At 65.1% G+C, this 24,801-nt stretch carries 22 protein-coding genes and 1 pseudogene; 9 read left to right on the top strand and 14 right to left on the bottom strand.

The window, feature by feature from the left end; all coding sequences use genetic code 11:
* Positions 1-13: 13 nt before the first annotated feature.
* The 6 genes from AC0L3S_RS28365 to eno all read right to left on the bottom strand — a co-directional run bounded on the left by AC0L3S_RS28365 (position 14) and on the right by eno (position 5,957).
* Positions 14-976 (bottom strand): helix-turn-helix domain-containing protein, encoded by a 963-nt coding sequence (locus tag AC0L3S_RS28365; protein WP_473282809.1) that lies wholly within the window; start codon positions 974-976, stop codon positions 14-16.
* Positions 977-1,131: 155 nt separating this feature from the next.
* A complete protein-coding gene (locus tag AC0L3S_RS28370) occupies positions 1,132-1,449 on the bottom strand; it encodes an FtsB family cell division protein (RefSeq protein WP_007590617.1) in 318 nt (105 codons plus the stop codon).
* A gap of 210 nt (positions 1,450-1,659) precedes the next feature.
* Positions 1,660-2,211, bottom strand: a complete 552-nt coding sequence (locus AC0L3S_RS28375; protein WP_473282811.1) for an NADPH-dependent FMN reductase — start codon at positions 2,209-2,211, stop codon at positions 1,660-1,662.
* Between the two features lie 175 nt (positions 2,212-2,386).
* Positions 2,387-3,385: an MBL fold metallo-hydrolase gene (locus tag AC0L3S_RS28380; protein ID WP_473282813.1), complete on the bottom strand. Its 999-nt coding sequence runs from the start codon at positions 3,383-3,385 to the stop codon at positions 2,387-2,389.
* Between the two features lie 120 nt (positions 3,386-3,505).
* Entirely contained in the window at positions 3,506-4,639 is a 1,134-nt protein-coding gene (locus tag AC0L3S_RS28385; RefSeq protein WP_473260050.1) for a zinc-binding dehydrogenase, read from the bottom strand.
* 34 nt (positions 4,640-4,673) lie between these two features.
* Positions 4,674-5,957, bottom strand: a complete 1,284-nt coding sequence (gene eno, locus AC0L3S_RS28390; RefSeq protein WP_473282815.1) for a phosphopyruvate hydratase — start codon at positions 5,955-5,957, stop codon at positions 4,674-4,676.
* A gap of 125 nt (positions 5,958-6,082) precedes the next feature.
* On the opposite strand from eno, the gene queF reads away from it, so the two are divergent.
* Positions 6,083-6,559, top strand: coding sequence for a preQ(1) synthase (gene queF / locus AC0L3S_RS28395; protein ID WP_473282817.1), 477 nt, complete (start codon positions 6,083-6,085; stop codon positions 6,557-6,559).
* Between the two features lie 34 nt (positions 6,560-6,593).
* Here the strand turns inward: queF and glsA are convergent, their stop codons facing one another.
* The 4 genes from glsA to AC0L3S_RS28415 all read right to left on the bottom strand — a co-directional run bounded on the left by glsA (position 6,594) and on the right by AC0L3S_RS28415 (position 11,094).
* A complete protein-coding gene (gene glsA / locus AC0L3S_RS28400; protein ID WP_473282819.1) occupies positions 6,594-8,468 on the bottom strand; it encodes a glutaminase A in 1,875 nt (624 codons plus the stop codon).
* Positions 8,469-8,573: 105 nt separating this feature from the next.
* Complete coding sequence (locus AC0L3S_RS28405) at positions 8,574-9,779, bottom strand: MFS transporter (protein ID WP_473260041.1); 1,206 nt, start codon at positions 9,777-9,779, stop codon at positions 8,574-8,576.
* Positions 9,779-10,642 carry a 3-deoxy-8-phosphooctulonate synthase gene (gene kdsA / locus AC0L3S_RS28410; RefSeq protein WP_473282821.1) on the bottom strand — a complete coding sequence of 288 codons (864 nt, stop codon included), beginning with the start codon at positions 10,640-10,642 and terminating at the stop codon, positions 9,779-9,781. Before kdsA ends, AC0L3S_RS28405 begins: the two co-directional genes overlap by 1 nt.
* 125 nt (positions 10,643-10,767) lie before the next feature.
* Positions 10,768-11,094: an NIPSNAP family protein gene (locus AC0L3S_RS28415; RefSeq protein WP_007590607.1), complete on the bottom strand. Its 327-nt coding sequence runs from the start codon at positions 11,092-11,094 to the stop codon at positions 10,768-10,770.
* 197 nt (positions 11,095-11,291) lie between these two features.
* Between AC0L3S_RS28415 and AC0L3S_RS28420 the strand changes: the two genes are divergently transcribed.
* The 3 genes from AC0L3S_RS28420 (at position 11,292) to AC0L3S_RS28430 (ending at position 14,105) form a co-directional block, all read left to right on the top strand.
* A complete protein-coding gene (locus tag AC0L3S_RS28420) occupies positions 11,292-11,966 on the top strand; it encodes a response regulator transcription factor (RefSeq protein ID WP_473282823.1) in 675 nt (224 codons plus the stop codon).
* Positions 11,963-13,339, top strand: a complete 1,377-nt coding sequence (locus AC0L3S_RS28425) for a sensor histidine kinase (protein WP_473282825.1) — start codon at positions 11,963-11,965, stop codon at positions 13,337-13,339. The genes AC0L3S_RS28420 and AC0L3S_RS28425 overlap by 4 nt, the downstream gene beginning before the upstream one ends.
* A gap of 103 nt (positions 13,340-13,442) precedes the next feature.
* Positions 13,443-14,105 (top strand): class I SAM-dependent methyltransferase, encoded by a 663-nt coding sequence (locus tag AC0L3S_RS28430; protein WP_473260030.1) that lies wholly within the window; start codon positions 13,443-13,445, stop codon positions 14,103-14,105.
* 5 nt (positions 14,106-14,110) lie between these two features.
* Here AC0L3S_RS28430 and AC0L3S_RS28435 read toward each other — a convergent pair whose 3' ends face one another.
* The 3 genes from AC0L3S_RS28435 to tpiA all read right to left on the bottom strand — a co-directional run bounded on the left by AC0L3S_RS28435 (position 14,111) and on the right by tpiA (position 17,191).
* Positions 14,111-15,742 carry a CTP synthase gene (locus AC0L3S_RS28435; protein WP_007590604.1) on the bottom strand — a complete coding sequence of 544 codons (1,632 nt, stop codon included), beginning with the start codon at positions 15,740-15,742 and terminating at the stop codon, positions 14,111-14,113.
* Between the two features lie 166 nt (positions 15,743-15,908).
* A complete protein-coding gene (gene secG, locus AC0L3S_RS28440) occupies positions 15,909-16,295 on the bottom strand; it encodes a preprotein translocase subunit SecG (protein ID WP_007590603.1) in 387 nt (128 codons plus the stop codon).
* A 140-nt stretch (positions 16,296-16,435) separates the two neighbouring features.
* Positions 16,436-17,191: a triose-phosphate isomerase gene (gene tpiA, locus AC0L3S_RS28445; protein WP_473282827.1), complete on the bottom strand. Its 756-nt coding sequence runs from the start codon at positions 17,189-17,191 to the stop codon at positions 16,436-16,438.
* A gap of 223 nt (positions 17,192-17,414) precedes the next feature.
* Here tpiA and AC0L3S_RS28450 point away from each other — a divergent pair, with 223 nt between their 5' ends.
* From AC0L3S_RS28450 to moaC, 4 genes are read left to right on the top strand one after another with little or no spacing between them, the layout of a single operon-like run.
* Positions 17,415-19,313, top strand: a complete 1,899-nt coding sequence (locus AC0L3S_RS28450; protein WP_473282829.1) for a peptidylprolyl isomerase — start codon at positions 17,415-17,417, stop codon at positions 19,311-19,313.
* A gap of 14 nt (positions 19,314-19,327) precedes the next feature.
* Complete coding sequence (gene trpD, locus AC0L3S_RS28455; RefSeq protein ID WP_473260022.1) at positions 19,328-20,341, top strand: anthranilate phosphoribosyltransferase; 1,014 nt, start codon at positions 19,328-19,330, stop codon at positions 20,339-20,341.
* 7 nt (positions 20,342-20,348) lie between these two features.
* A complete protein-coding gene (gene trpC / locus AC0L3S_RS28460) occupies positions 20,349-21,167 on the top strand; it encodes an indole-3-glycerol phosphate synthase TrpC (protein ID WP_473260019.1) in 819 nt (272 codons plus the stop codon).
* Entirely contained in the window at positions 21,167-21,679 is a 513-nt protein-coding gene (gene moaC / locus AC0L3S_RS28465; protein WP_473282831.1) for a cyclic pyranopterin monophosphate synthase MoaC, read from the top strand. The genes trpC and moaC overlap by 1 nt, the downstream gene beginning before the upstream one ends.
* 9 nt (positions 21,680-21,688) lie before the next feature.
* Here moaC and AC0L3S_RS28470 read toward each other — a convergent pair.
* Positions 21,689-21,831 (bottom strand): annotated as a pseudogene (locus AC0L3S_RS28470) (Flp family type IVb pilin).
* A gap of 112 nt (positions 21,832-21,943) precedes the next feature.
* Between AC0L3S_RS28470 and AC0L3S_RS28475 the strand changes: the two are divergent.
* Positions 21,944-24,676, top strand: coding sequence for a bifunctional diguanylate cyclase/phosphodiesterase (locus AC0L3S_RS28475; RefSeq protein WP_473282833.1), 2,733 nt, complete (start codon positions 21,944-21,946; stop codon positions 24,674-24,676).
* The last annotated feature ends 125 nt before the right edge of the window (positions 24,677-24,801 follow it).

The raw sequence follows: 24,801 nt of genomic DNA on the forward strand, positions 1-24,801 counted from the left end.
ATCTACCAGCAGCTCAATGCGCGTTCAGCTCGAACCGCTTGAGCTTCCTGTGCAGCGTGGCGCGGCTGACGCCGAGGGCCTTGGCGGCAGCCGAGACATTGCCGCCGGCGCGCAGGAGAGCCCGCTGCAACACGGCGCGCTGGCCGCCAGCGAGGTGGTCGTGCACAACATCGCCGCCGAGGAGATCGGCCGCAGGCGCTGGTCGCAACGCCCGGCCCGGCGCGAGCCCCAGTCCCGCCCGGGCAGTCCTGGTCGCGCCAATCACGAGATCGTCCGCATCGACCGCGACGAGGCCGCCGCATTGGCCGTCCGCCGCTTGCGTCAACACGATGCGGGCATGGACGAAGGCCCTGCGAAACAGATCGGCCTCGATACGTTTGGCCGCCTCACCGGCCGCGAGCGCGATCAGATTGGAAAACACGTCGGTACGATCGGCGCGGCAGGAGGAGACGTCGAGCACGCCGGCGAACGCAGCCTCATGGTCGTAGATCGGAACGGCGGTGCAGCTCAGAAGCGTGTTGCGGGTGAAGAAATGCTGGTCGCGGTCGATCGTCAGCGGACGCTGCTCGACGAGGCAGGTACCGATGCCGTTGGTGCCCTCATGCTCCTCGCTCCAGAGCGCGCCGGTCCAGAGGCCCCAGGACTGAAATGTCGCATCGTCGGCCGGGGTGCCGCGACGATCGACCGGCACGCCCTCCCCGTCGGCGAGCAGCACGCAGCAGCCGCTGGCGCCGACCGCCTGGTAGAGCCGGTCCATCGCACCTCGCGCCGCGGCGAGCAGCGGCGCGACGCGCTCGCGCGCGCGGTGCAGTTCGGCTTCGCTCAGCCGGTTCGGCGAGCCACGGCCGGCGGGATCGAGACGATGCAATCTGGACGAACGGCGCCACGAGGCCACGAGCGACGAGCGTGCCGCCTGGCCTGACGTAATGGCGGCCTCGACACGGGCCGCGTGATGCCGGGGGGATTGCCCATTCATCACTGTGTTTCCTCCGGGTGGCAATCTAGAGCGTGCCGGCACGGCCTGGTTGATCTGCGTCAACCCAGGCCATGGTGATAGAAGCCATGAGCCGGTTGCCGCGATCCCGTCAAGGCGGCAATCCGGTTCCAGTCCTTCAACTTTAGGAAGAGTTGTCAGTTCGCCGGGATCGTCCGGACCAGATCGCGCGGATTGACGTAGTCGAGTTGGAAGCGCGCCCGCTCGTCCAGCATGTCGGGGTCGATCTTCGCGGAGCGCAGCAGCGAAACGCGCTGCTCGCTCCTGGCGCGCTCCCGCTTGAGCTGGGCCAGCTCGCTGGTCAGCGCCACGATCTCCTGGTCGAGCTCCTGACGGGCGTTGAGGCCGTATTTGCCGGTATAGGCGTTGACACCGAAATAACCGACGATGGCGGCCGCCATCGCATAGAGGGCAAGACCGGTCAGGATCGATTTGAGGCGCGCGCGGGAGACCATCTTGGGAAGATGGGACAGGTTGGTTAAGGGCGTGCTAATGGCCCCCGCGCGCATCGCGTTCCCATGCCTGACTCAGCCGTCATGCCCGGCCTTGTGCCGGGCATCCACGTTCTTCGTCAGTTCAGCAAGGACGTGGATGGCCGGGACACCTAGCGCGAAGACGCGCTTCGCGCCTTTGCCCGGCCATGACGAAGTCCTGGGAATCGCGCCTCAGCCGTGATGCTTCGCGACGTGCACCGCAAACGCGTCGATATAGGCCTGGATCACAGGCTTCAGGGACTCCTTGGTCACGTTGCCCTCAGCATCGAAGGCGTCGCCCACTCCGTTCAAATAGGCCTCCGGCTGCTGCATGATCGGGCCGGAAATACCCGGCAGGATGTTCTGCAGCGTCTTGGCGGCGCTGACGCCGCCGAGCGGGCCCGGCGAGTTCGCGATGATGCCAACCGGCTTGCCATTAAACGAGCTCTTGCCATAGGGCCGCGAGGCGACGTCGATGGCGTTCTTCAGCACGCCCGGGATCGCGCGATTGTATTCCGGCGTGACGAAGATGACGCCGTCCGATTTCTGGATCTTTTCGCGGAAAGACAGCCAATCGGCCGGCGGCGCGCCCTCAAGGTCCTGGTTGAAGAACGAGATGCCGGCCGGCGTGATGACCTCGAGCTTGAGCGAGGCCGGCGCGAGCTTGGCGAGCGCATGGGCGATCTTCAGCGAAAAGCTGTCCTTGCGCAGGCTGCCGGCGATCGTGACGATATTGTAGGCCATGGAGTGTCCTCGAAATCTTCAGCGGGAGTGCCGGGTCGGCACTTAAGCGATCCCGAGTGATGGATGCAAGTGCATGGACCAGTCGGATTTGGAAACGCTGCGTTTCTGAACGGTTGCCCAAACAATCAGGCCGCCAAGTGGCGGCCTGATCCTCGGCAAAAATCTGCAAATCGGCTCAGATCGTCGGATTCCACGCCGACGGGATCAGGCGATACTTGGCGCCGTCCTTCTCGACATGCCCGACCGAGGGGAAGGTGAAGTGGAAGCCGATCACGGTCGCCTTCTCGGCCGCCGCCATGTCGTAGAACTTGTGACGCGTCTCCTGCGCCAGCGCAGCATCGGTGTCGAACACCACATGCCAGTCCGGATTGCGCAGGAAGAACTCGGGGATGTTCGTGACGTCGGACTGGACCAGCACCTTGGCATCGCCCGAGGCAACCGCGAACGAGGTGTGCCCGGGGGTGTGGCCGGGCGTCGCGATCGACGTGATGCCCGGCGCGACCTCCTTGCCCCACTCGTACTTCGTGACCTTGGACTCGAGCCCGGCAAAGGTCTTCTTCACATTGGCGAAGTAGTTCTTCATCATCCCGTTCGACTCGGCCTTGGCGGCGTTGTCCTCGCTGGTCCAGAACTCCCAGTCCTTGCCGGGCACCATGATCTCCGCATTGGGGAAGGCAAGCGCGCCGTCGGCGAGACGAATGCCGTTGGTGTGGTCGGGATGCAGATGCGAGAGCAGCACGACGTCGATGCTCTTGGGGTCGACGCCGGCGGCCTGGAGATTCTGCAGCGTGCGACCGACCGCGCCCTTGCTGGGCTCGAGATTGGCGACACCGTTGCCGGTATCGATCAGCACGAGCTTGGAGCCGGTGTTGATGAGCTGCGGGTTGAACGGCACCGTGACCATGCCCTTCGGCATGTAGGCCGCCTCGCCCGCGGCCAACGCTTCCTCCTTCGGCGCGTTGACGACGAACTTGTCCGGCATCGGGAAAGTGCGCGCACCGTCATTGATCGAGGTGCACTCGTAGCTGCCGACCTTGTAGCGATAGAAGCCCGGCGCCTGCGTGCCGGCTTGCGGCACCGCGGCATTGGCGGCGGTCGATCCAAGCTTGGTCACGGCCGCCGCACCGAGGACGGCAGCACCTGCGAGCAAATGGCGGCGATTGAGATCGGTCATGGAGAAGTCCCCTTCTGAGCGCGCCTTGCGGTTTTTCCGCTTTCAATGGCGGCGGAATAATCTCCCGCTTCGCTCAGAAGGCAAGACCTTCTTTGGGTGACGAGCCGTCGCACGTGCCGATTATTTATTTGGGTTGATGAGGAATTTTTCGCCAGTGGCGCGTTTGGCATAGACCGCGATGTTGGCGGGATCGAGCGCCTCGGAAAGCGACACCACCTTGGTGTAGTGGCTGGCAAACGTGGTCTTCAGTTCGTCGACCACGCGCTGGCGCAGCCTGGCCCCGTCCGCCTGCCCGATCTTCATGAGGAACGGAAACAGCAGCCAGCCGCCGACGCCCCAGGCCATGCCGAAGCCGCGCGGCAGCTCGATCGGGCGAACATCGAGCGCGCCATAGACGTAGACCTGCTTGTGCACGTTGGAGCCGTAGCGGCTGTATTCCTTCGCAGTCTTGTTGATCGCGACTTCCATGCAGTTAAGGATGTCGCCGGCGAGCTTGCCGCCGCCGATGGCGTCGAAGGCGATGGTGGCGCCGGTCTCGACCAGCGCGTCGGTGAGATCGCCGAGGAAGCTCGGCGCGGTGGAATTGACGACATATTTGGCGCCGATCTTGTGCAGGATGTCGGCCTGCTCCTTGCTGCGCACGATGTTGACCAGCGGGATGCCATCCTTGATGCAGATCTTGTTCAGCATCTGGCCGAGATTGGATGCGGCCGCGGTGTGCACCAGCGCCTTGTGACCCTCGCGCCGCATGGTCTCGGTCATGCCGAGCGCGGTGAGCGGATTGACGAAGCAGGAGGCACCTTCGGCCGGCGTGGTGCCTTCCGGCAGCGGCAGGCACTCGCGCACTTTCAACGTGCGATACTGGGTGTACATCGCGCCGCCGATCATGGCGACGGTCTTGCCCATCAGCGCCTTCGCGGCATCCGAGGAGCCGGTCCCGATCACGACTCCCGCGCCCTCGTTACCGACCGGCATGGACTCGTCGAGCCGGCCTGCCATCGCCCGCATCGCGCCCTCCGGCACCTTCGCGGTGATGACGGGAGCGCCCTTGTCGCCGGAAGCCTTTGCCGTGCTCATGTCGGCCGCGCCGATCAGGAGCCCGAGGTCGGACGGATTGATCGGCGCCGCCTCGACGCGGACGACGACCTCGTCCGCGGCGGGTTCGGGGGTCGGCACGTCGAGAAGCGAGATCTCGAGCTCACCGCTCGTCTTGATCAGCGAACGCAGTTGCAGTCCGGTCTTGCCGTCGCTCATGTCGATCCTCCCCTGTTTTTGTCCGACCGCCGGCTTATGCCAGCGCCTTCAGTGCCGCCTTGCCGCCGTAGAGCGCCTGTTTGCCGAGCTGCTGCTCGATACGCAGGAGCTGGTTGTATTTGGCGGTGCGATCGGAGCGTGCAAGGGAGCCGGTCTTGATCTGTCCGCAATTGGTGGCGACCGCGAGGTCCGCGATGGTGGAATCCTCGGTCTCGCCGGAGCGGTGCGACATCACCGAGGTGTAGCCGGCCTTGTGCGCCATTTCGACGGCGGCGAGCGTCTCGGTCAGCGTGCCGATCTGGTTGACCTTGATCAGGATCGAATTGGCCCGTCCGGCCTTGATGCCTTCGGCGAGGCGCTTGACGTTGGTGACGAAGAGATCGTCACCGACGAGCTGGCACTTCTTGCCGACGAGGTCGGTCAACTCCTTCCAGCCGTCCATGTCGTCTTCCGACATGCCGTCCTCGATGGTCACGATCGGATAGCGCGAGACGAGGTCAGCAAGGTACTTGGCCTGCTCGGAGACCGAGCGGGTCTTGCCCTCGCCTTCGTAGACGTATTTGCCATCCTTGAAGAACTCGGTCGAGGCGCAGTCGAGGCCGATCACGATGTCGGAGCCCGCCTTGTAGCCGGCCTTGCCGATCGCGTTCATGACGAATTCGAGCGCGGCGTCCGCCGACGGCAGGTTCGGGGCGAAGCCGCCCTCGTCGCCAACATTGGTGTTGTGGCCGGCCTTCTTCAGCTCGGACTTCAGCGTGTGGAACACTTCCGCGCCATAGCGCAGACCCTCGGCGAAGGAGGATGCGCCGACGGGCAGGATCATGAACTCCTGGAAGTCGATCGGGTTGTCGGCATGCATGCCGCCATTGATGATGTTCATCATCGGCACCGGCAAGAGACGCGCCGAGGTGCCGCCGACGTAACGGTAGAGCGGCATGTCGAGCGAGTTCGCGGCCGCCTTGGCGCAGGCGAGCGACACGCCGAGGATGGCGTTGGCGCCCAGCCGGCTCTTGTTCGGCGTGCCGTCGAGGTCGATCATGATCTGGTCGATCTGGGCCTGCTGCTCGACATCGAGGCCGCTCAGGGCCTCGAAGATCTCGCCGTTGACGGCGCCGACCGCCTTGGTGACGCCCTTGCCGAGATAGCGGGCCTTGTCGCCGTCGCGCAATTCCACCGCCTCATGGGCGCCGGTGGAGGCGCCTGACGGCACCGCGGCACGACCGAGCGCACCATCTTCCAGCACGACGTCGACCTCGACGGTGGGATTACCGCGGCTATCGAGGATTTCGCGTCCGATGATGTCGATGATGGCGGTCATGAGGGCCTCTTTTCGGGGAACAAAGGGGGCGGTTGGCGGTGCTTCTACCGCAATGCATCGAAGCGGAAAAGGCCGAGTGACGTTCCCTGCATGATTGGCTAAGAGGGCGCCACGGAGGCGGCCTGATGTCGAAAAAACCCAGCAAATCGAACAACTCCCCTAATTTGCAGCTCGGCCGCGCCGTTGAATGGCCGGATGCGCCCGAAAAGGCCAAGCTCGACCGCGTGCCGAATCCGCAAGGAGGCACCGATTATCTGGTCCGTTTCACCGTGCCCGAGTTCACCTCGCTCTGCCCGGTGACGGGCCAGCCGGATTTTGCCCATCTGATGATCGACTACGCCCCCGGCCAATGGCTGCTGGAGTCGAAATCGCTCAAGCTCTACATCGCGAGCTTCCGCAATCACGGCGCCTTCCACGAGGACTGCACCGTGATGATCGGCAAGCGCATCGCGAGCGAGATCAAGCCGAAGTTCCTGCGCATCGGCGGCTACTGGTATCCGCGCGGCGGCATTCCGATCGACGTGTTCTGGCAGACCGGCCGCGTGCCGAAGGGCCTGTGGGTGCCGGAGCAAGGCGTCGCGCCCTATCGCGGCCGCGGCTGAACGTTTCCAGTCTCCAGGAAGCAGTGCGTTGCGGCTAATAAGCGCTGAGCAGGTCGACCTTGGCGTTGGCCGCCACCAGCCGCCGCGCCAGGATCGCGGCGAGGTTGCGCATGATCTTCAGCGCGGTCTCGGGATGCAGCCGGCGGTAGTCGGCAAAACTGTCGAGCGGCAGTTCGAGGCAGGTCACGAGCGTATCGGCGAAGACATCGGCGCTGCGGCTTCTCTCGAGGATTGCCATCTCGCCGAACTCCATGCCGGGGCCGAGCGAGGCCAGCCGCACGCCGCTTCGCAATTTGACGCTGACCATGCCGCTCTGGAGGAAGAACAGGGAATTGGCGAGCGTGCCGGCCGCGACGATGCGCTGGCCGGCATAGTAGTGGCGCGTGGTCGAGAGCTTGACGATGGCGGCGATCTCGTCGGCGTCGAGCTCGGCCAGCAGCGCTTGATCGCCGAGATGCACGCTCTCCTTCATGTCGGTAAAGCCGCCGAAGCGATAGATCACCTGGTCCTCGGCCCATTCGATCGCATCGTCGAGCAGCGCAAAGCGCCGCAGCCTTCGCGGATCCGCCGTGCGCGCGGAAATCGCGGCCCATACCGCGGACGTCTCCTCGATGCCTGATAGAACCGTGGTGATGCCTGCATTGTTGAGCGCCGTCAGCGTCTCACCCAGAAGCTCTGCGCCGGCTGCGGTGATGTCGGGGACGCGGCGGAAATCGATTATCAGGAGCGGCGCGTTCGGCGGCTCACTGGTGAGTCTTCGTGTGACGTAGTCAATGGTGCCGAAATTCAGCGCGCCGACGAGCTCGAGGATGCGGATATCGCTGTGGCGATCGTCGAGAATCTGCTGCTCGTGCGGCTGGCGGCTGCGACGCGACGAGATGCCGTAGATATCATAGTCGGCCATGACGCTGCTGCGTACGTCGGCGTTGCGGTTGAGCATGTGCAGGTCGAACCGCGCCGACAGCGCCTCGCAGACCTTGAGGCCGCGCACGCTGTTGAAATGATTGTCCAGCAGCGGCGAGAAGGTGCCGAGCCCCAGTTGCGAGGGCAGCGCCGCGACGATACCGCCGCCGACGCCGCTCTTGGCGGGGATGCCGACGCGATAGGTCCACTCGCCGGCATAATCATACATGCCCGAGCTCGTCATGACCGACAACGTGCGGGCGACGATGTGCGGCGTGATCACCTGCGCACCCGTCACCGGGTTGATGCCGCGATTGGCGAGCGTTGCCGCCATCACCGCCAGATCGCGCGCAGTGACCAGGATCGCGCATTGGCGGAAATAGACGTCGAGGACCGCATCGACGTCGTCGGGCAGCACCGCGTAATTCCGCAGCAGCCAGGCAATGGCCCGGTTGCGGTTGCCGGTCGCGGTCTCGGAGACATGCACGGCCTCGTCGACGCCGAGCTCGCGGCCGGCGAACTGGCCGAGCTTCGAGCGGACGCGCTCGAAGGCGCCCTTCCCGTCCACCTTGTAGATCAGGCCCGAACAGGCGATGGCGCCGGCATTGACCATCGGGTTGAAAGGACGGTTGTCATTGGTAAGCCGGATCGAATTGAAAGCTTCGCCGCTCGGCTCGACGCCGATGGTGGCCGCGACGCGTTCTTCGCCAACCATCTCCAGCGCCAGTGCGAACACGAAGGCCTTCGAGACCGATTGGATCGTGAACGGCACCGCGCTGTCGCCGACCTCGTAGACATGGCCGTCGATGGTGACGAGCGCGATGCCGAAATGGTCGGGGTTGGCGCGCTTCAGCTCGGGGATGTAGTCGGCAAGTTCGCCCGAATTGTCGGCCCGGAATTCTTCGTAACAAGAGGTCAGGAAGCGCCGGAGCGGGGGCTTGGTGGGATATCCCGTCGATCGGGGCACGCTGGCTGCGCTTGGCGAACGGCTGGTCTGGGCGTCCACGATCTCACACCTCGCTTTGCCTAAAATCAAAGCAATTCGTGTGCCATGTATACGGGACCGGCGGTGTCGTGGTGGGGCCGATCCCAGTTGAGGGACCGAATAGCCTCAGCGCGCGTCGGACGGCGCGCGCTGCTTCAACAGGCGCGCGCAGACAAGGCCCAGCGCCACCATGATCGCGGCGCTCGTGAACAGGGTCGGCATCTTGCCGCCATGCTGCAGGCCAAGGCCATAGGCGAGCGGCCCGAGCGTCTGCCCCATGAAGAAGAAGAACGAATGCAGCGACAGCGCGGTGGCGCGTGCTTCGACCGAGAGTTCGCTGGCAAACATCTGAAGGCAGCCATGGGCGATGTAGAAGCCCCATCCCATCACGATGAGATTGAGTGCCTGCACTTCCCAGCGCGGGCCGAAGGCGACGACCACGAGCTGCGAGGCCACCAGCGTCATGCCCGCGATCATCATTCCCTTCATGCCCAGCCATGGCAGCAGGCGCGACACGGTCAGCGTGTAGAACAAGCCGCCGACCGCAAAGCCCGCGATAACGATGCCCGCGATCGAGAGCGAGGTCTGACCGAGCTCGAACAGGAACGAAGCGATGTAGGGAAACAGGCCGAGCACGCAGCAGCCTTCGATGAACACCGCCGAATAACAGACATAGGCGTTCGGGTTGGTGAAGATGGTGCGATAGCCGGCCTTCAGCGCCGACAGGCTCGTCTTCGGCGGATGCTTGACCTTGGCACCACGAAAACCGGCGGCCACCGCGACCGACGCAACGATCACGAGCCCCCCGAGCACCGCCAGCACGCCGCGCCAGCCGAGGAAATCGCCGATCAGGCCGGAAGCGGAGGCGCCGAGCAGATTGCCCGTCATCGCGCCGGCGAGCGTGCGGCTGATCGCGACCTGGCGTTTCTCCGGACCGACGAGGTCGCTGGTCAGGCTGAGCGCCACCGGAAACACGCCGCCGGAGCCGATGCCGGCGAGGATACGGGTCGCGAACAGAACCGAGAACGAGCTCGAGAGCGCCCCCAGGATGTTGGCAAGGCCGAGCAGCGCGAGGCAGCCGATCATCAGCCGCGTCTTGCCGAACAGATCGGCGGCGGCGCCGACGATCGGCTGGATGATCGAGAAGGTGAAGGCGAACACCGCGGCAAACCCGGCAGCTGTCGCGATGCTGACGCCAAAGTCCTCGGCGACGTGCGGCAGCACCGGATCAAGCGCGCGCGCGGAGAGTGCCGCGGCAAAGCTCGCACCGGAAATGACGTAGAGCGCGGCCGGCAGGCCATGATCGTGCGGCCGCGCTGCGCCTTGCTGCATCAGCGCGGGTCGGCTTTGGTCGAATCTTTGGCGAGCGCGTCGAACGCCATCAGTCTTCGGATCAGCGCCTCGAACTCGCGCAGCGGCACCATGTTGGGTCCGTCGGACGGCGCGCTGTCGGGGTCGGGATGGGTCTCGATGAAGACACCGGCAACACCGACAGCGACGGCTGCGCGTGCGAGCACCGGCACGAATTCGCGCTCACCTCCGGAAGAGGTCCCCTTTCCGCCCGGCTGCTGTACCGAATGAGTGGCGTCGAAGATCACGGGTGCGCCGGTGGTGCGCGCCAGGATCGGCAGTGCGCGCATGTCGGAGATCAGCGTGTTGTAGCCGAAGGACGCACCGCGTTCGGTCACGAGCACGTTGGGATTGTTCGCGCTCGTGATCTTGGATACGACGTTGCCCATGTCCCAGGGCGCAAGAAACTGGCCCTTCTTGACGTTGACGACCTTCCCGGTCGCAGCGGCTGCCAGCAGCAGATCGGTCTGGCGACACAGGAAGGCCGGGATCTGCAGGATGTCCACCGCCTGCGCCACCTCGGCGCACTGCGCGGCGTCATGCACGTCTGTCAGGACCGGCAGGCCGAGCGACGATCGGATTTCGGCGAAGATCGGCAGCGACTGGGCAAGCCCGAGGCCACGCGCAGCCGACGCGCTGGTGCGATTGGCCTTGTCGAACGAGGTCTTGTAGACGAGGCCGATCTGCAGGCGCGCGGCAATCTCCTGCAGCGCGGAGGCCACCTCCAGCGCATGCTGGCGGCTTTCGAGCTGACACGGCCCCGCAATGATCGAGATCGGCAGATCATTGCCGAATTTGACCTTGCCAATGGTGACGACCGGCGCCGCTGACGTCGAAGAGCTCAAGGCAAATCCCTCGTTTCGGCGCGACCATAGCCGCGATGAAGGGCGGATCAACCCCATTCGGCCTGGGCTCCCAGAATATCAGGGTTGCGCCCAGGCCCTCAGCGATGGCCTCGCGCCGGCAGCCTCTACTTCACCGCCGAGAAGGCGGTCGGCGCCAGGATCTGGCTGACGATGTTGCCGACGATCTGGCCGTCCGCCTCGCTCTCGGCGCGCCCTTTCATCCAGTCCGGATCGGTCATGAAGGCGGCCCACTTCTTCTCGCGCTCGGCGAGCGACTCCCAGGCCAGGAAATAGGTCAGCTCCTGGTTGGATTCACCGATCAGGGTCGTGAAAAACCCGGCCTGCCTGATGCCGTGCTTTTCCCACACCTTCAGCGTGACGGTCTCGAACCGCTTGAGCAGTGCCGGCAGGCGGCCGGGCACGCAGCGATAGATGCGCATTTCGTAGATCATTCTTGTTCCTCCCTGATCAGGTCCGGCGGTTATATCGGCTGGCCCTGACGGTGTCTTGAGGCCCGCTCGGCCGCCCCCGGTGGCGTTCCGCGCATGGCTGGGGTCCGCTGAAGCCGCTTCATCGAGAGTCGGTTCCCGCAATGCTGCCGCAATGATACGGCCGCTAGATTGGCGCGATTGAGGTTGAGGTGCGGATCATGCGGATTTTGCTCGTCGAGGACGAGGCCGAAATGGCCGACGCGCTGGCGTCGGCGCTGAAGCGCTACGACATGGTCGTGGACCACGCCCCCACGCTCGCCGAGGCGGAAGAGGCCATTTCTGCCGACGTCCACGCCGCCGTCCTGCTCGATCGCCAGCTTCCCGATGGCGACGGTCTCACCCTGATCCCGAAACTCAGGGCGCGCGCCGACGGCGTGCCGATCATCGTGTTGACGGCGCGCGGCGAACTCGCCGACCGGGTCGCCGGGCTCGACCGCGGAGCGGATGATTATCTGGCGAAACCGTTCGCGGTGGAGGAGCTGCTGGCGCGGCTGCGCGCCGTGCTGCGCCGGCCCGCCGGGATGCAGCCCGACATCATGCACGCCGGCCGCCTCGCTTTCGATTTCGGCCATCGCGAGGCAAGCATCGATGGGGCTCCGCTCGAGCTGCCGCGACGCGAGCTCCTTGTGCTGGAAGCCCTGGTCCGCCGCATGGGCCGAACCGTACTGCGCTCCGCGCTGGAAGAAGCCGTCTACAGTTTCGACGACGAGATCCAGTCGAATGCGCTCGATACGCACGTGTCGCGCCTGCGCCGCAAACTCTCGGAAGCCGATGCGCGCGTGGAGATCCACGGCATCCGCGGCGTCGGCTATCTCTTGAAGAAGCTGCCATGAGCAAGCACCACGATCCCTATTGCCTGCGCTCGCGGCTGAGCTGGCGCCTGCTGTCGCTCCAGGCGGTGCTGCTCACGGCGCTCGTTGCCGTCGTCGTCGGGGCATTGAGCGCGTCGGGGTTCGTGATCGCCGGGCGCGACGAAGATCGCGTGATCGACATCGTCCAGCGCGCGCTCGCGCGCGACGCGCAAGGCGACCTGGTCCTGCGGTCGACGACCGAACTGAAACAATTGCGCAGCGAGACCCCCGATCTCTGGTTCCTGGTCCGCGACAGGCAGGGACATTCACTCAGCGAAGGCGCCGTGCCGGCCGAATTCGCCGCCATCGGCAGCAGCCTCGACCAGATCAGCCAGGCGCGGCTCGGTTGGCAGCTGTTGGAGGACGACCCGCGTAAGCCCCCGGCGCGGCTGAAGCGGGTCGACACCGACGCCGGCAATGTGCAGATCATCACGGCGACGCAAGGCAAGCTCACCGGCGCCAAGGCTTTGTTCATGACTTCGCTTGCATTGCTCGGCATCGCCCTGCCCGGCCTGCTCCTCATGGGAACGGCGACGTTCATTGCCACACCGATGATCGTGCGGCGCGCCTTCGAGGCGCTCGATGCAACGGCGGACCAGGCGCGGCGCATCGACATCCATCAACGCGGCGCCCGGCTGTCGCTGGACCGAATTCCGCTGGAGGTCGTACCGCTCGTGACCGCGGTCAACGACGCGCTGGCGCGACTAGACCAGGGCTATGCCCGCCACAAGCGATTCGTCGCCGATGCCGCACACGAGTTGCGCACGCCAATCGCAATCCTGAACACGCGACTGGAGTCGCTCCCCGCAGGGCCGGAAAAGACCCGGCTGCTGGAGGATTCCGCGCGGCTGGCTACGCTTGCCGAGCAACTGCTGGACATTCAGCGGCTCGACCGCTGCGGCCATCCCTTCGCGCGCGTCGACCTCGTTGCAATCGCGCAAAGCGCGGCCGCGGATCTCGCGCCGCTGGCCATTGCCGCCGGCTACGAGCTAGCGCTCGACGCCCCCTCCACGCCGGTCGAAACGATCGGCGATGCGGCGGCGCTGGAGCGCGCGCTGACCAACCTCGTGCAGAATGCGATCCAGCACGGCCCTCGCCGTGGTACCATCGGCATTCGTGTCAGCAGGCCCGCGAGCATCGAAGTCACGGACGAAGGCGCCGGCATCCCGGCCGATCAGCGCGAACAGATATTCGAGCCGTTCTACCGGCTGTCACCGCTCGATCGCGGTGCCGGCCTCGGCCTCAACATGGTGCGCGAGATCGTGCTCCTGCATGGCGGCCACATCTCGGTCGCGGACGCAGCGATCGGCGGCGCGTGCTTCAGGATGTCACTGCCGCCAGTCCGGGAGAATTGACGCAATCGGCGTGCGGCACGCAATGCTGTCGCAATGCACTCAAGCGATTGTTCGGCCGCCTCACCGCTGATCTGCGAGGCGCAACCAAGATGCCGGAGTGCGCATGCCCAACGATTTCCTCTCGTTCTTCCTGTCATGGATGTCAGCCCCGCGCCGCGTCGGCGCGATCGCGCCGTCAGGCGCGGCGCTGGCCGATCTCATCACCCGCGAGATCACCGCATCGACCGGTCCTGTTCTCGAGCTCGGCCCCGGCACGGGCGCATTTACCTACAAGCTGCTCAAACGCGGCGTGCGTCAGCAGGACCTCACGCTGATCGAATACGGCTCCGACTTCATGAAGGTGCTCCAGATGCGTTTCCCCAACGCGCGCGTCTTGTGGATGGATGCGGGGCGGCTGGCAACGGAGCGCCTCTATGAGGGCGCGCCCGTCGGCGCGGTCGTGAGCGGCCTGCCGCTGCTCAACATGTCGACGCGCAAGGTCGTCTCGATCGTCGGTGGCGCGTTCAGTCACGTCCGCCCCGGCGGCGCGTTCTACCAGTTCACCTACGGCATGAGTTGCCCGATCCCGCGGCCCGTGCTCGATCGGTTAGGCTTGCGCGCAAAGCTGGTGGATCGTGCCCTGCTGAACGTGCCGCCGGCCGCCGTCTACAAGCTGACGCGGCGGCCGCAGATGAAGCTCGTCACGGGATCGCTTGCGCCTGATACGTCCATGCCGGCCGCGCCGGAGCCGATACATCTCGGGCGTGACTGCACCGCCACGCCCTGAGCCGATTACACCAGGCGGCTCTGCACCATCGCTGCCCGAATGAACGACGCGAACAGCGGATGCGGCTCGAAGGGGCGCGACTTCAGTTCGGGATGGAACTGGACGCCGATGAACCAGGGGTGATCTTCGTACTCGACGATCTCCGGCAGCACGCCGTCGGGCGACAGGCCGGAGAATTTCAGCCCGTGCTGCTCGAGGCGATCCTTGTAGGCGGTGTTGACCTCGTAGCGATGGCGGTGGCGCTCGGAAATCTCGGTCGCGCCGCCATACACCTCGGAGACGCGGCTGCCGCGGTTGAGCGCCGCGGGATAGGCGCCCAAGCGCATCGTGCCGCCGAGATCGCCGGCGTTGGTCCGCTTCTCAAGCTCGTTGCCGCGCAGCCATTCCGTCATCAGGCCGACCAGGGGCTCCTTGGTCGGGCCGAACTCGGTGGAGTTGGCCTCCTCGATCCCGACAAGATTCCGAGCGGCCTCGATCACCGCCATCTGCATGCCGAAGCAGATGCCGAAATACGGCACGTCGCGCTCGCGCGCGAACTGCGCCGCGCGAATCTTGCCTTCGGCGCCGCGCTGGCCGAATCCACCGGGCACCAGAATGCCGTTGACGTGCTCGAGGAACGGCGCTGGATCTTCCTTCTCGAAGATCTCGCTTTCGATCCAGTCGAGATTGACCTTCACCTTGTTGGCGATGCCGCCATGCGAGAGCGCCTCGATCAGCGACTTGTACGCATCCTTCATGCCGGTATATTTGCCGACGATGGCGATGGTAACGTTGCCCTCGGGATTGCGGATGCGCTCGTTGATCTGCTGCCAGCTCCGCAGCTCCGGCGGAATCCGCGAGCCGATGCCGAAGGCGGCAAGCACTTCGTCGTCGAGGCCTGCCGCATGGTAAGCCTGAGGGACAGCGTAGATGCTGTCGGCGTCGCGCGCCTCGATAACGGCGCTCTCGCGCACGTTACAGAATAGCCCGAGCTTGCGCCGTTCCTCCTTGGGGATCTCGCGATCGGTACGGCAGAGCAGGATGTCCGGCTGGATGCCGATCGAGCGCAGCTCCTTGACGGAGTGCTGCGTCGGCTTTGTCTTCAGCTCACCGGCGCTGGGGATATAAGGCAGCAGCGTCAGATGAATGTAGATGGCGTGATCGCGCGGCAGCTCGTTCTTGAGCTGGCGGATCGCCTCGAAGAACGGCAGGCCCTCGATGTCGCCGACGGTGCCGCCGATCTCGACCAGCACGAAGTCGTAATCGTCGTTGCCGTCGAGGACGAAATCCTTGATGGCGTTGGTGACATGCGGAACCACCTGGATGGTGGCGCCGAGATAGTCGCCGCGCCGCTCCTTGGAGATGATGTCCTGATAGATGCGCCCGGTCGTGATGTTGTCGGCCTTGGTCGCCGGCCGCCCGGTGAAGCGCTCGTAGTGACCGAGATCGAGGTCGGTCTCCGCGCCGTCATCGGTCACGAACACTTCGCCGTGCTGATACGGCGACATCGTTCCGGGATCGAGGTTGAGATAGGGGTCGAGCTTGCGGAGGCGGACCTTGTAGCCCCGGGCTTGCAACAGGGCACCGAGTGCCGCTGAAGCCAGACCCTTGCCGAGCGAAGAAACCACGCCGCCGGTGATGAATATGTACCGCGCCATGGGGCTTAACCTCTAATCCCTCGAATTCGATTCGCCAAAGCGATTCGTATTCCGCCCCAAACATTTTGCGGGGCTGTGGGTGAGCCAGAACTGAGAGTGGTGACAGAGCCTTGATGGGGATTGTTGATGCAGGACGGTAGAAGCCGCCCTGCATGGCCCCCCTGCTTTATTGCGAACGCGGTACCTGCGGGCCGCTCGGTGCCGGCGCCTGCTGCTGCTCGTCGGCCTTCTTCAGCGAGTCCAGGATGCCGCCGGAGGTCGGCGGCGCGATAGGCCCGCCACCGGCCGGCTGGGTCTGCGACGCCGGCGCGCCGATGATCGACGACGGCTTGCGGTCGTAGCCGGCATACCAGGACAGGAACAGGCTGGTGAGGAAGAAGCCGACCGCCAGGATCGCGGTGGTCCGCGTCAGAAGGTTCGCGGTGCCGCGGCTCGACATGAAGCCTGCGCCACCTCCCATGCCAAGGCCCCCGCCTTCGGACTTCTGGAGCAGGACGGCGCCGATCATGACGGTGACGATCATGAGGTGAATGACGATGACAACAGTCTGCATAGTGTCCTTCCGTCACAAGCCGACAGCGCCGAGACGGCGGCCAATCGTGCTTCGCGGGTTTTCCTGAAGTTGCGCGGTGTTACACGATCAGACGGGTCATTGCCACCCCCGATCGGCCGGGTCCTAAGGTTTGAAGTTAGCTAGGGACAGCCCTGCGCAATCGCAAGGAAATCGACCGCCTTCAGGCTGGCCCCGCCGACCAGCGCGCCATTGACGTTCTTCACGGCCATCAGCTCCGCCGCGTTCGACGGCTTGACCGAGCCGCCATAGAGGATCCGCATCCCGGCGCCGTCGGTCTTGAACCTGGAGGTCAAGAATTCCCGGATAAAGCCATGAATCTGCTCGACATCCCGGGATGTTGGGGTCAGGCCGGTGCCGATTGCCCAGACCGGCTCATAGGCCACGACCAGATTGGCGGCGGTCGAGCCAGCCGGCAGCGAGCCGTTGAGCTGGCCGCGCAGGATATCGAGGGTGTGGCCCGCATCGCGCTGGCCTTGCGTCTCGCCGATGCAGACGATCGCCGTCACCCCGGCGCGCCAGGCGGCCTCGGCCTTCTGCCGGATCAGGGCATCGCCCTCGCCATGGTCGGCGCGGCGCTCGGAATGGCCGACGATGATCGCGGTCGCACCCGAATCCACAAGCATTTCGGCGGCGATGTCGCCGGTATGGGCGCCGGAGGCCTTGGGGTGGCAATCCTGGGCTCCCACCGCGACCTTCTTGCCGCGGGCCTTTTCGGCGAAAGCTGCGATCAGGGTCGCCGGCGGGCAAACCAGCAGATCGGCTTTGCCGGCCACTTCTGCCGCACCATTGAGCATGGCGTCGAATTCGGCAGTCGAGGCCTTCAGGCCGTTCATTTTCCAATTGCCGGCGATCAGGGGGCGGATGGCATCGGTCATGTCAGATTCCAGCAAAATTTGGCTTGTTCATGCGCTAGCAGAGGTCCCGTGGCAGTTCCAGAGACCAGGGGCTTTTAACCGCAGGGATCGAAAGCCTGCCGGACCCGAGGTTGCGGGGGGAAAGCCACCACTTTATGATGATTGATCAATTTGGTGACGCGCTTTTGCGGAATCTGCATTAAGACGCGCTCCCGTTCCCCTCCTGCCAAACAAGTTGGACCAAATGCTTCGAGGAATGCGTAAGGCCTCATCAAACTGGCTCGGCAAGACCATTATGGCCGTTGTGATGGGCGTGCTGATCATCAGTTTCGGCGTTTGGGGCATTGCCGACATCTTCAAGGGCTTTGGACAATCCACCGTGGCCAAGGTCGGCGGCACCGAGATTTCGCTGAACGAGTTCCGCCAGATTTACACCGATCGCCTCCAGCAGATCAGCCGTCAGTTCGGCCGGCCGCTGTCGCCTGAACAGGCGCGCGCCTTCGGCCTTGACCGTCAGGTGCTCCAGCAGACGATCGCGGAAGCCGCCCTCGACGAAGAGGCGCGCCGGCTCGGGCTCGGCCAGTCCGACGACCAGATCCGCCAGCTCATCATGAACGACCCGAACTTCAAGGGCGTCGGCGGCAACTTCGATTCGAACCGCTTCCAGTCCGTGATCCGCAATTTCGGCTATACCGAGCAGCGCTACGTCTCGGAGCAGCGCAAGGTCTCGCTGCGCCGACAGATCACCGGCACGATCGGTGCCGGCCTCGAGCCGCCGAAGGCGATGCTCGACGTGCTGACGCGCTTCCAGAACGAGCAGCGCGCCATTGAATTCGTCAGGCTCGACGCAGCCCAGGCAGGCACCATCGACGCGCCATCGCCCGAGGCGCTCGCCGCCTATTTCGAGGATCACAAGGTCCAGTTCCGCGCGCCCGAATATCGCAAGATCGCGTTCGTCGTGGTCTCGCCGGAGGAGATCGGCAAGTGGAGCGAGGTGTCGGACGAGGACGCCAAGAAAGCGTTTGACCAGCGCAAGGACCGGCTCGGCACGCCGGAGAAGCGCCAGATCCAGCAGATCGTATTCCCCAACGCCGCCGAGGCGCAGGCCGCGCGCGAGCGGCTCACCAGCGGGACGTCGTTCGAGGACCTCGGCAAGGAGCGCGGACTGAGCGCGTCCGACGTCGATCTCGGCCTTGTGACCAAATCCTCGCTCGATCCCGCAGTTGGAGACGCTGTCTTCGCGCTTCCCGCCGGTGAAATCAGCCAGCCGATCCAGGGCCGTCTCGGCACGTCGATCGTCAAGGTCGAAAAGATCGAGCCGGGCGTGGAGGCGAACTACGCGAGCGTTGCCGCCGACATCAAGCGCGAGATCGCCACCGAGCGCGCGCGCGTCAAGGTCGCCGATCTCCGCGACAAGATGGAAGACGAGCGCGGCGGCGGTGCCAGCGTGATCGATGCGGCGCAGAAGCTCGGGCTCACCGCCGTGACCATCGACGCCGTCGACCGTTCCGGCCGCGCCCCGAGCGGCCAGCCGGTCCCGGGCATTCCGCAGGGCCTCGACGTGGTGTCGCAAGCCTTCAACACCGATGTCGGGGTCGACAACGACTCGATCTCTTTCAAGGGCGGCTATGTCTGGTACGACGTGCTTGCCATCACGCCCTCGCGCGACCGCAATCTCGACGAGGTCCGCGATCAGGTCGAGGCGCGCTGGCGCCAGGACCAGATCGCGACCAAGCTGAAGGCCAAGGCGACCGAGATGGTGCGGAAGCTCGATTCCGGCGCCAAGCTCGCCGACGAAGCAGCCGCGATCGGCGTCAAGGTCGAGACCGCCACCGGGTTCAAGCGCGACGACTCGCCCGCCAGCGTGCCCGCAGCCGTCGTGTCGGCCGCCTTCCGCGTCGCCAAGGACGGCGTCGGGCAGACGGCCGTGACCGGCGGCACCGAGGTGATCGTGTTCCGCGTTGCCGAGATCATCGATCCCACCGCCGATGCCGCTTCCGATGCCGTCAAGAAGCTGAAGGACAGTCTCGACCGCGCGCAGACCGAGGAGCAGGTCGCTTCCTACGTCAACAAGCTTGAAACCGACATCGGGACCACCATTAATCAGGCCGCCTTCGCGCAGGTGACCGGCGCGAACCAGTGAGTTGAAAGCACGCGATGGACGACCTGAAATCGATCATTGGAAAAGTGGCGACCGGCGCCAGCCTGTCGCGTGACGAAGCGGCTTCCGCCTTCGACGCCATGATGTCCGGCGAGGCTACGCCCTCGCAAATGGGCGGCCTGCTGATGGCGCTGCGGGTGCGCGGCGAGACCGTGGACGAGATCACCGGCGCTGTCTCGGCAATGCGCTCCAAGATGCTCACGGTCGATGCGCCCGCGGACGCGGTCGACATCGTCGGCACCGGCGGCGACGGCTCCGGCTCGGTCAATGTTTCGACCTGCGCCTCCTTCATCGTTTCGGGCGCCGGTCTGCCGGTGGCCAAGCACGGCAACCGCGCGCTGTCGTCGCGTTCGGGCGCCGCCGACGTGCTGGCTTCGCTCGGGGTGAAGATCGATCTGAGGCCCGAACAGGTCGGCCGCTGCATACGCGAATGCGGCATCGGCTTCATGTTCGCTCCCGCCCATCATCCCGCCATGAAGAACGTCGGCCCGACCCGGGTGGAGCTTGCGACACGCACGATCTTCAACCTGCTCGGTCCTTTGTCCAATCCGGCCGGCGTGAAACGGCAGATGGTCGGCGTGTTCTCCCGGCAATGGGTGCAGCCGCTGGCGCAAGTGCTCAAGAACCTTGGCTCCGAATCCGCTTGGGTCGTGCACGGTTCCGACGGCCTCGACGAAATCACCCTCACCGGCCCGACCTTCGTCTCCGCGCTCCACAATGGCGAGATCCGGAATTTCGAGGTGACGCCGGAGGACGCGGGCCTGCCGCGCTGCGAGGCCGGAGCACTCAAAGGCGGCGACGCCGACGCCAACGCTATCGCCTTGCAGAGCGTGCTCGACGGCAAGCCGAGCCCCTATCGCGACGTCGCGTTGATCAACGCCGCTGCCGCATTGGTCGTGGCGGGGCGTGCCAGGGATCTCAAGGAAGGTGTCGTGATCGGCGCAAAATCGCTCGACAGCGGCGCGGCGAGCGCGCGGCTGAAACATCTGATCGCGGTCTCGAACGGCTGAGCCTGACATGTCGGACATCTTGACCAAGATTGAAGCCTACAAGCGCGAGGAAATCGCGGCGGCCAAGCGCGCGCACCCGCTGTCGGCGGTGGAGGCGAAGGCCAGGGCGCAAGCAGCACCGCGCGGCTTCGTGCACGCGATCAAGGCCAAGCACGCCAATGGCGACTTCGCGCTGATCGCGGAGGTCAAGAAGGCCTCGCCGTCAAAGGGCCTGATCCGCGCCGATTTCGATCCGCCGCTGCTGGCCAGGGCCTATGAGGCCGGCGGCGCTGCCTGCCTGTCGGTGCTGACGGACACGCCCTCGTTCCAGGGCCATCTCGACTTCATGGTGGCGGCCCGCGCGGCAACGTCACTGCCGGTGCTGCGCAAGGATTTCATGTTCGACACTTATCAGGTGGCGGAGGCCCGCGCGCACGGCGCCGACTGCATCCTGATCATCATGGCGGCGCTCGATGATGCCACGGCCAAAGAGCTCGAGGATGCCGCCATCGCCTATGGCATGGACGTGCTGATCGAGATCCACGACCGCGCCGAGCTTGACCGCGCGCTGAAGCTACGTTCGCAGATGATCGGCGTCAACAATCGCAATTTGCGCACCTTCGAAACCACCCTTGCGACCAGCGAAACATTGGCGCCGCTGATTCCCGGCGACCGGCTGATGGTCGGCGAGAGCGGCATCTTCACGCCCGCCGATCTCGCCCGGCTCGAGCGCGTCGGCATGTCGACCTTCCTGGTCGGCGAGAGCCTGATGCGGCAAGCCGACATTGCCGCTGCGACCCGCACGCTGCTGGCGCGCGAGACCGCGCGCGCCACGGGCACGAACTGATGGCGCGTAAGCCCGCAAAGGCCAAACCGACCAAGGCCGGCCCTGCCCTCACCCATATCGGCGCCTCCGGCGAGGCGCGGATGGTTGACGTGTCGGACAAGCCCGCGAGCGAGCGGCTCGCGGTCGCGGAAGGACGTGTCGTGATGACCAGGGCGACGCTTGACCTGATCGTGTCCGGCAACGCCAAGAAGGGCGACGTGCTCGGCACCGCCCGCATCGCCGGCATCATGGCCGCCAAGCGCACCGCGGAACTGATCCCGCTCTGCCATCCGCTCGCGTTGTCGAAGGTGACGGTCGAGATCGAGCCCGACGCGAAGCTGCCGGGCTGCCTCATCCGCGCCAGCGTGAAGGTCACCGGCCCGACCGGCGTCGAGATGGAAGCCCTCACCGCCGTCTCGGTCGCCTGCCTCACCATCTACGACATGATCAAGGCGGTGGAACGCGGCGTGCGGATCGAAGGCATCCACCTGGTCGAGAAGCTCGGCGGCAAGTCCGGCCACTACCGCGTCTGATTGGCGCTGCTACGTCAGCGACGCGCTGATCGAGCCGAATTTGAATTGAGCTTGCTGCCCAGGCAGTTCACGACAGCGGTAATCACAAGCGCGATGCCGGCGGCGATCAGGCCATACTCGATCGCATATTGATTGCTTTTGTAAGCGTCCATTCACGGCGCATTAACCCAGCTTGCTAACTTCGCCTCCACTCCGTTCCCGTAAACCAACGGATGTTTCCGGGGCCAGGAATTGACCCTGACGTGTGCACGACAACGATCGATCATGATGACGGGATTCGGCAGTCGCCTTTTTGACCAGGCCTTCGTGCGCAGCGGACCAATCCGCTGGCTGGTCGTCGGCGGCACGCTGCTGATCGCTGCGATCGCCGTCGGCGCGACGCTGATGGCGCAAAATTTCCGCGAACGTGCGTTGCGCAGCTCCGGCCGCGAGCTGGAAAACACCGTGCTGATGCTGGCCCATCATTTCGACCAGCAATTGCAGGATTTCGCAGTCATCCAGAAAGATTTCGTCGACTACGTCCGCGCGAGCGGCATCACCAGTGCGGCGGACTATCGCAAACGCCTCTCCGGCCAGGACCTCCACCGGATGCTGCGTTCGAAGATCGAGGCGCTGCCCTACATAGGCGGACTCAATATCATCGATGCCGAAGGCAATTTGATCAATTCGTCGACGGCATGGCCGGCCCCGAACGTGAACGTTGCCGATCGCGCCTATTTCCGGACCTTCCGGTACGATCCCAACGCTCCCGAAGTCCTGATCGAACCACTCTACAGCCGCATCTCCGGCGCCTGGACCATCCTGATCGTGCGCAAGGTCGTCGGACCGAACGGTGAATTCATGGGTGTGGTCGGACGCGGCATCGAGCCGGCAAACTTCGAAAAATTCTTCGAGTCCGCCGTGCTCGGCGAAAGCACGACGATCTCCATGCTGCACCGGGACGGCACGATGCTCGCGCGTTATCCCCATTCCAGCGAATTGATGGGGCGGAATTTCAAGAACGGTCCGTTCGCGCATCAAAGGGTTTTCGGGCTCGACCATTTTGCCGGCCGCTTCATGAGCCCCGTCGACGGCGAGGACCGGCTGATTTCCTCACACGCCCTGCCTCACTTCCCGATCCTGATGATGGCCACCACGGCGCGCGCGACGGCCCTCACGGACTGGCGCGAGCAGATCGGCATCTTGATCTCGGTTGCCGCCTCTTCCGCGCTCGCCATCGCGGGCGTGCTGATCGCGATCATACGCAAGCTCCTGGAGCAGCATCGCCTTTCGCGGGAACGGCTGACGCTGGAAAAGCAGCGCCTCGACCGCGCCGTCAACAACATGACCCAGGGCCTGCTGCTGTTCGACGCCTCGCAGCAGCTCGTGATCTGCAATCAGCGCTACATCGAGATGTACGGACTGTCGGCCGAAATCGTGAGACCCGGCAGCAGCTTCCACGACATCATTGCGCACCGCAAAGCCACCGGCTCGTTCACCGGCGATGTGGACCAATATGTCGCGCGGGTCCTGCGCGACATCCATGTGCGCAATTCCATGGTGGTCGAGACCTCCGACGGTCGCTCGATCCAGATCGTCAACGAACCGCTCACGGACGGCGGCTGGGTGGCGACGCATGAGGACATCACGGAGCGCCGGCGCATCGAGGAGCGCATCACCCATCTCGCTCATTACGACGCGCTGACCGACCTGCCCAACCGCACCATGTTCCACGAGCATCTGCGTCAGGAACTCAATCTCGTCGCCGGGGGCGAACAGCTCGCGGTGCACTACATCGACATCGACGAGTTCAAGGGCGTCAACGACGCGCTCGGACATCTCGTCGGCGACGAGCTCCTGAAGTCGGTCGCGCAGAGCCTCCGGCGGTGTGCGGGTCCGGCGGACTTCGTGGCGCGCCTCGGCGGCGACGAATTTGCCATCGTCCAGAGCGCGGTAACGTCGCTGGATCAGGTCAACGAGCTCGTCGCGCGGGTGTTCGAGGCCATCCGCGCGCCGTTCGACTGCATGGGACATCATCTTGCCACCGACGCCAGCATCGGCATCGCGCTGGCGCCGCAACATGGAACGGCGCTGGACCAGATCCTGAAGAACGCGGATATGGCGATGTACGCGGCCAAAGCCGCAGGGCGTCGCACCTATCGCTCTTTCGAACCGGAGATGGACGCCAAGATCCACGAGCGGCGGCAGCTCGAGATCGACCTGCGCCACGCCATCGCTCAAGGCGGGCGCGAAGGCGGCCTCGAAGTTTATTACCAGCCATGCCTCAGCCTGAAGGACGACCGCATCACCGGCTGCGAGGCGCTGGTGCGCTGGCGCCATCCCGTGCGCGGCATGGTCTCGCCGGCCGAGTTCATCCCGATCGCCGAGGACACGGGCCTGATCAACGAGATTGGCGAATGGGTGCTGGCGACCGCCTGCCGGGACGCGGCGAACTGGCCCGACGACATCCGCCTCGCCGTCAACGTCTCGCCGGTGCAGTTCAAGAGCGGCACGCTGGCGCTGAAGATCATGGCGGCGCTTGCCGCCTCCAATTTGCCGGCGAGCCGGCTCGAGCTCGAGATCACCGAGGCGGTGCTGATCCGCGACGACGACACCGCGCTTGCGATCCTGCATCAACTCCGCGCCATCGGCGTCCGCATCGCGCTCGACGATTTCGGCACCGGCTACTCCTCACTGAGCTATCTGCATCGCTTCCCGTTCGACAAGATCAAGATCGACCGCTGCTTCGTCGACGACATCGCCGGCCCCGATGGCTCCGCCAGCATCGTGCAGGCCGTCGTCAATCTCGCGGCCGCCCGCCGCATGACCACCACGGCCGAGGGTGTCGAGACAGAGGAGCAGCAGCGTCTGCTGCGCGCGCTCGGCTGCTCCGAGATGCAGGGCTATCTGTTCAGCGCGGCGAAGCCGGCCGACAAGGTGCTGGAGCTGTTCGCGGTCCATCGCAGCCGTCTCGCACAGCGCGGCGGCAACGAAGGCCGTCGCCGCGAGGCAAGCTAGTCATCCGTTGGAATGTGTGAGGAAGCGCTTCGTAGGTGGGCAAAGCGAAGCGTGCCCACCTCTTGTCTCGCCGCGGATGCAGAACCGGTGGGCACGGCGCTTACGCTCCTTTGCCCACCCTGCGG

It is taken from the genome of Bradyrhizobium sp. Ken01, from assembly GCF_055807355.1.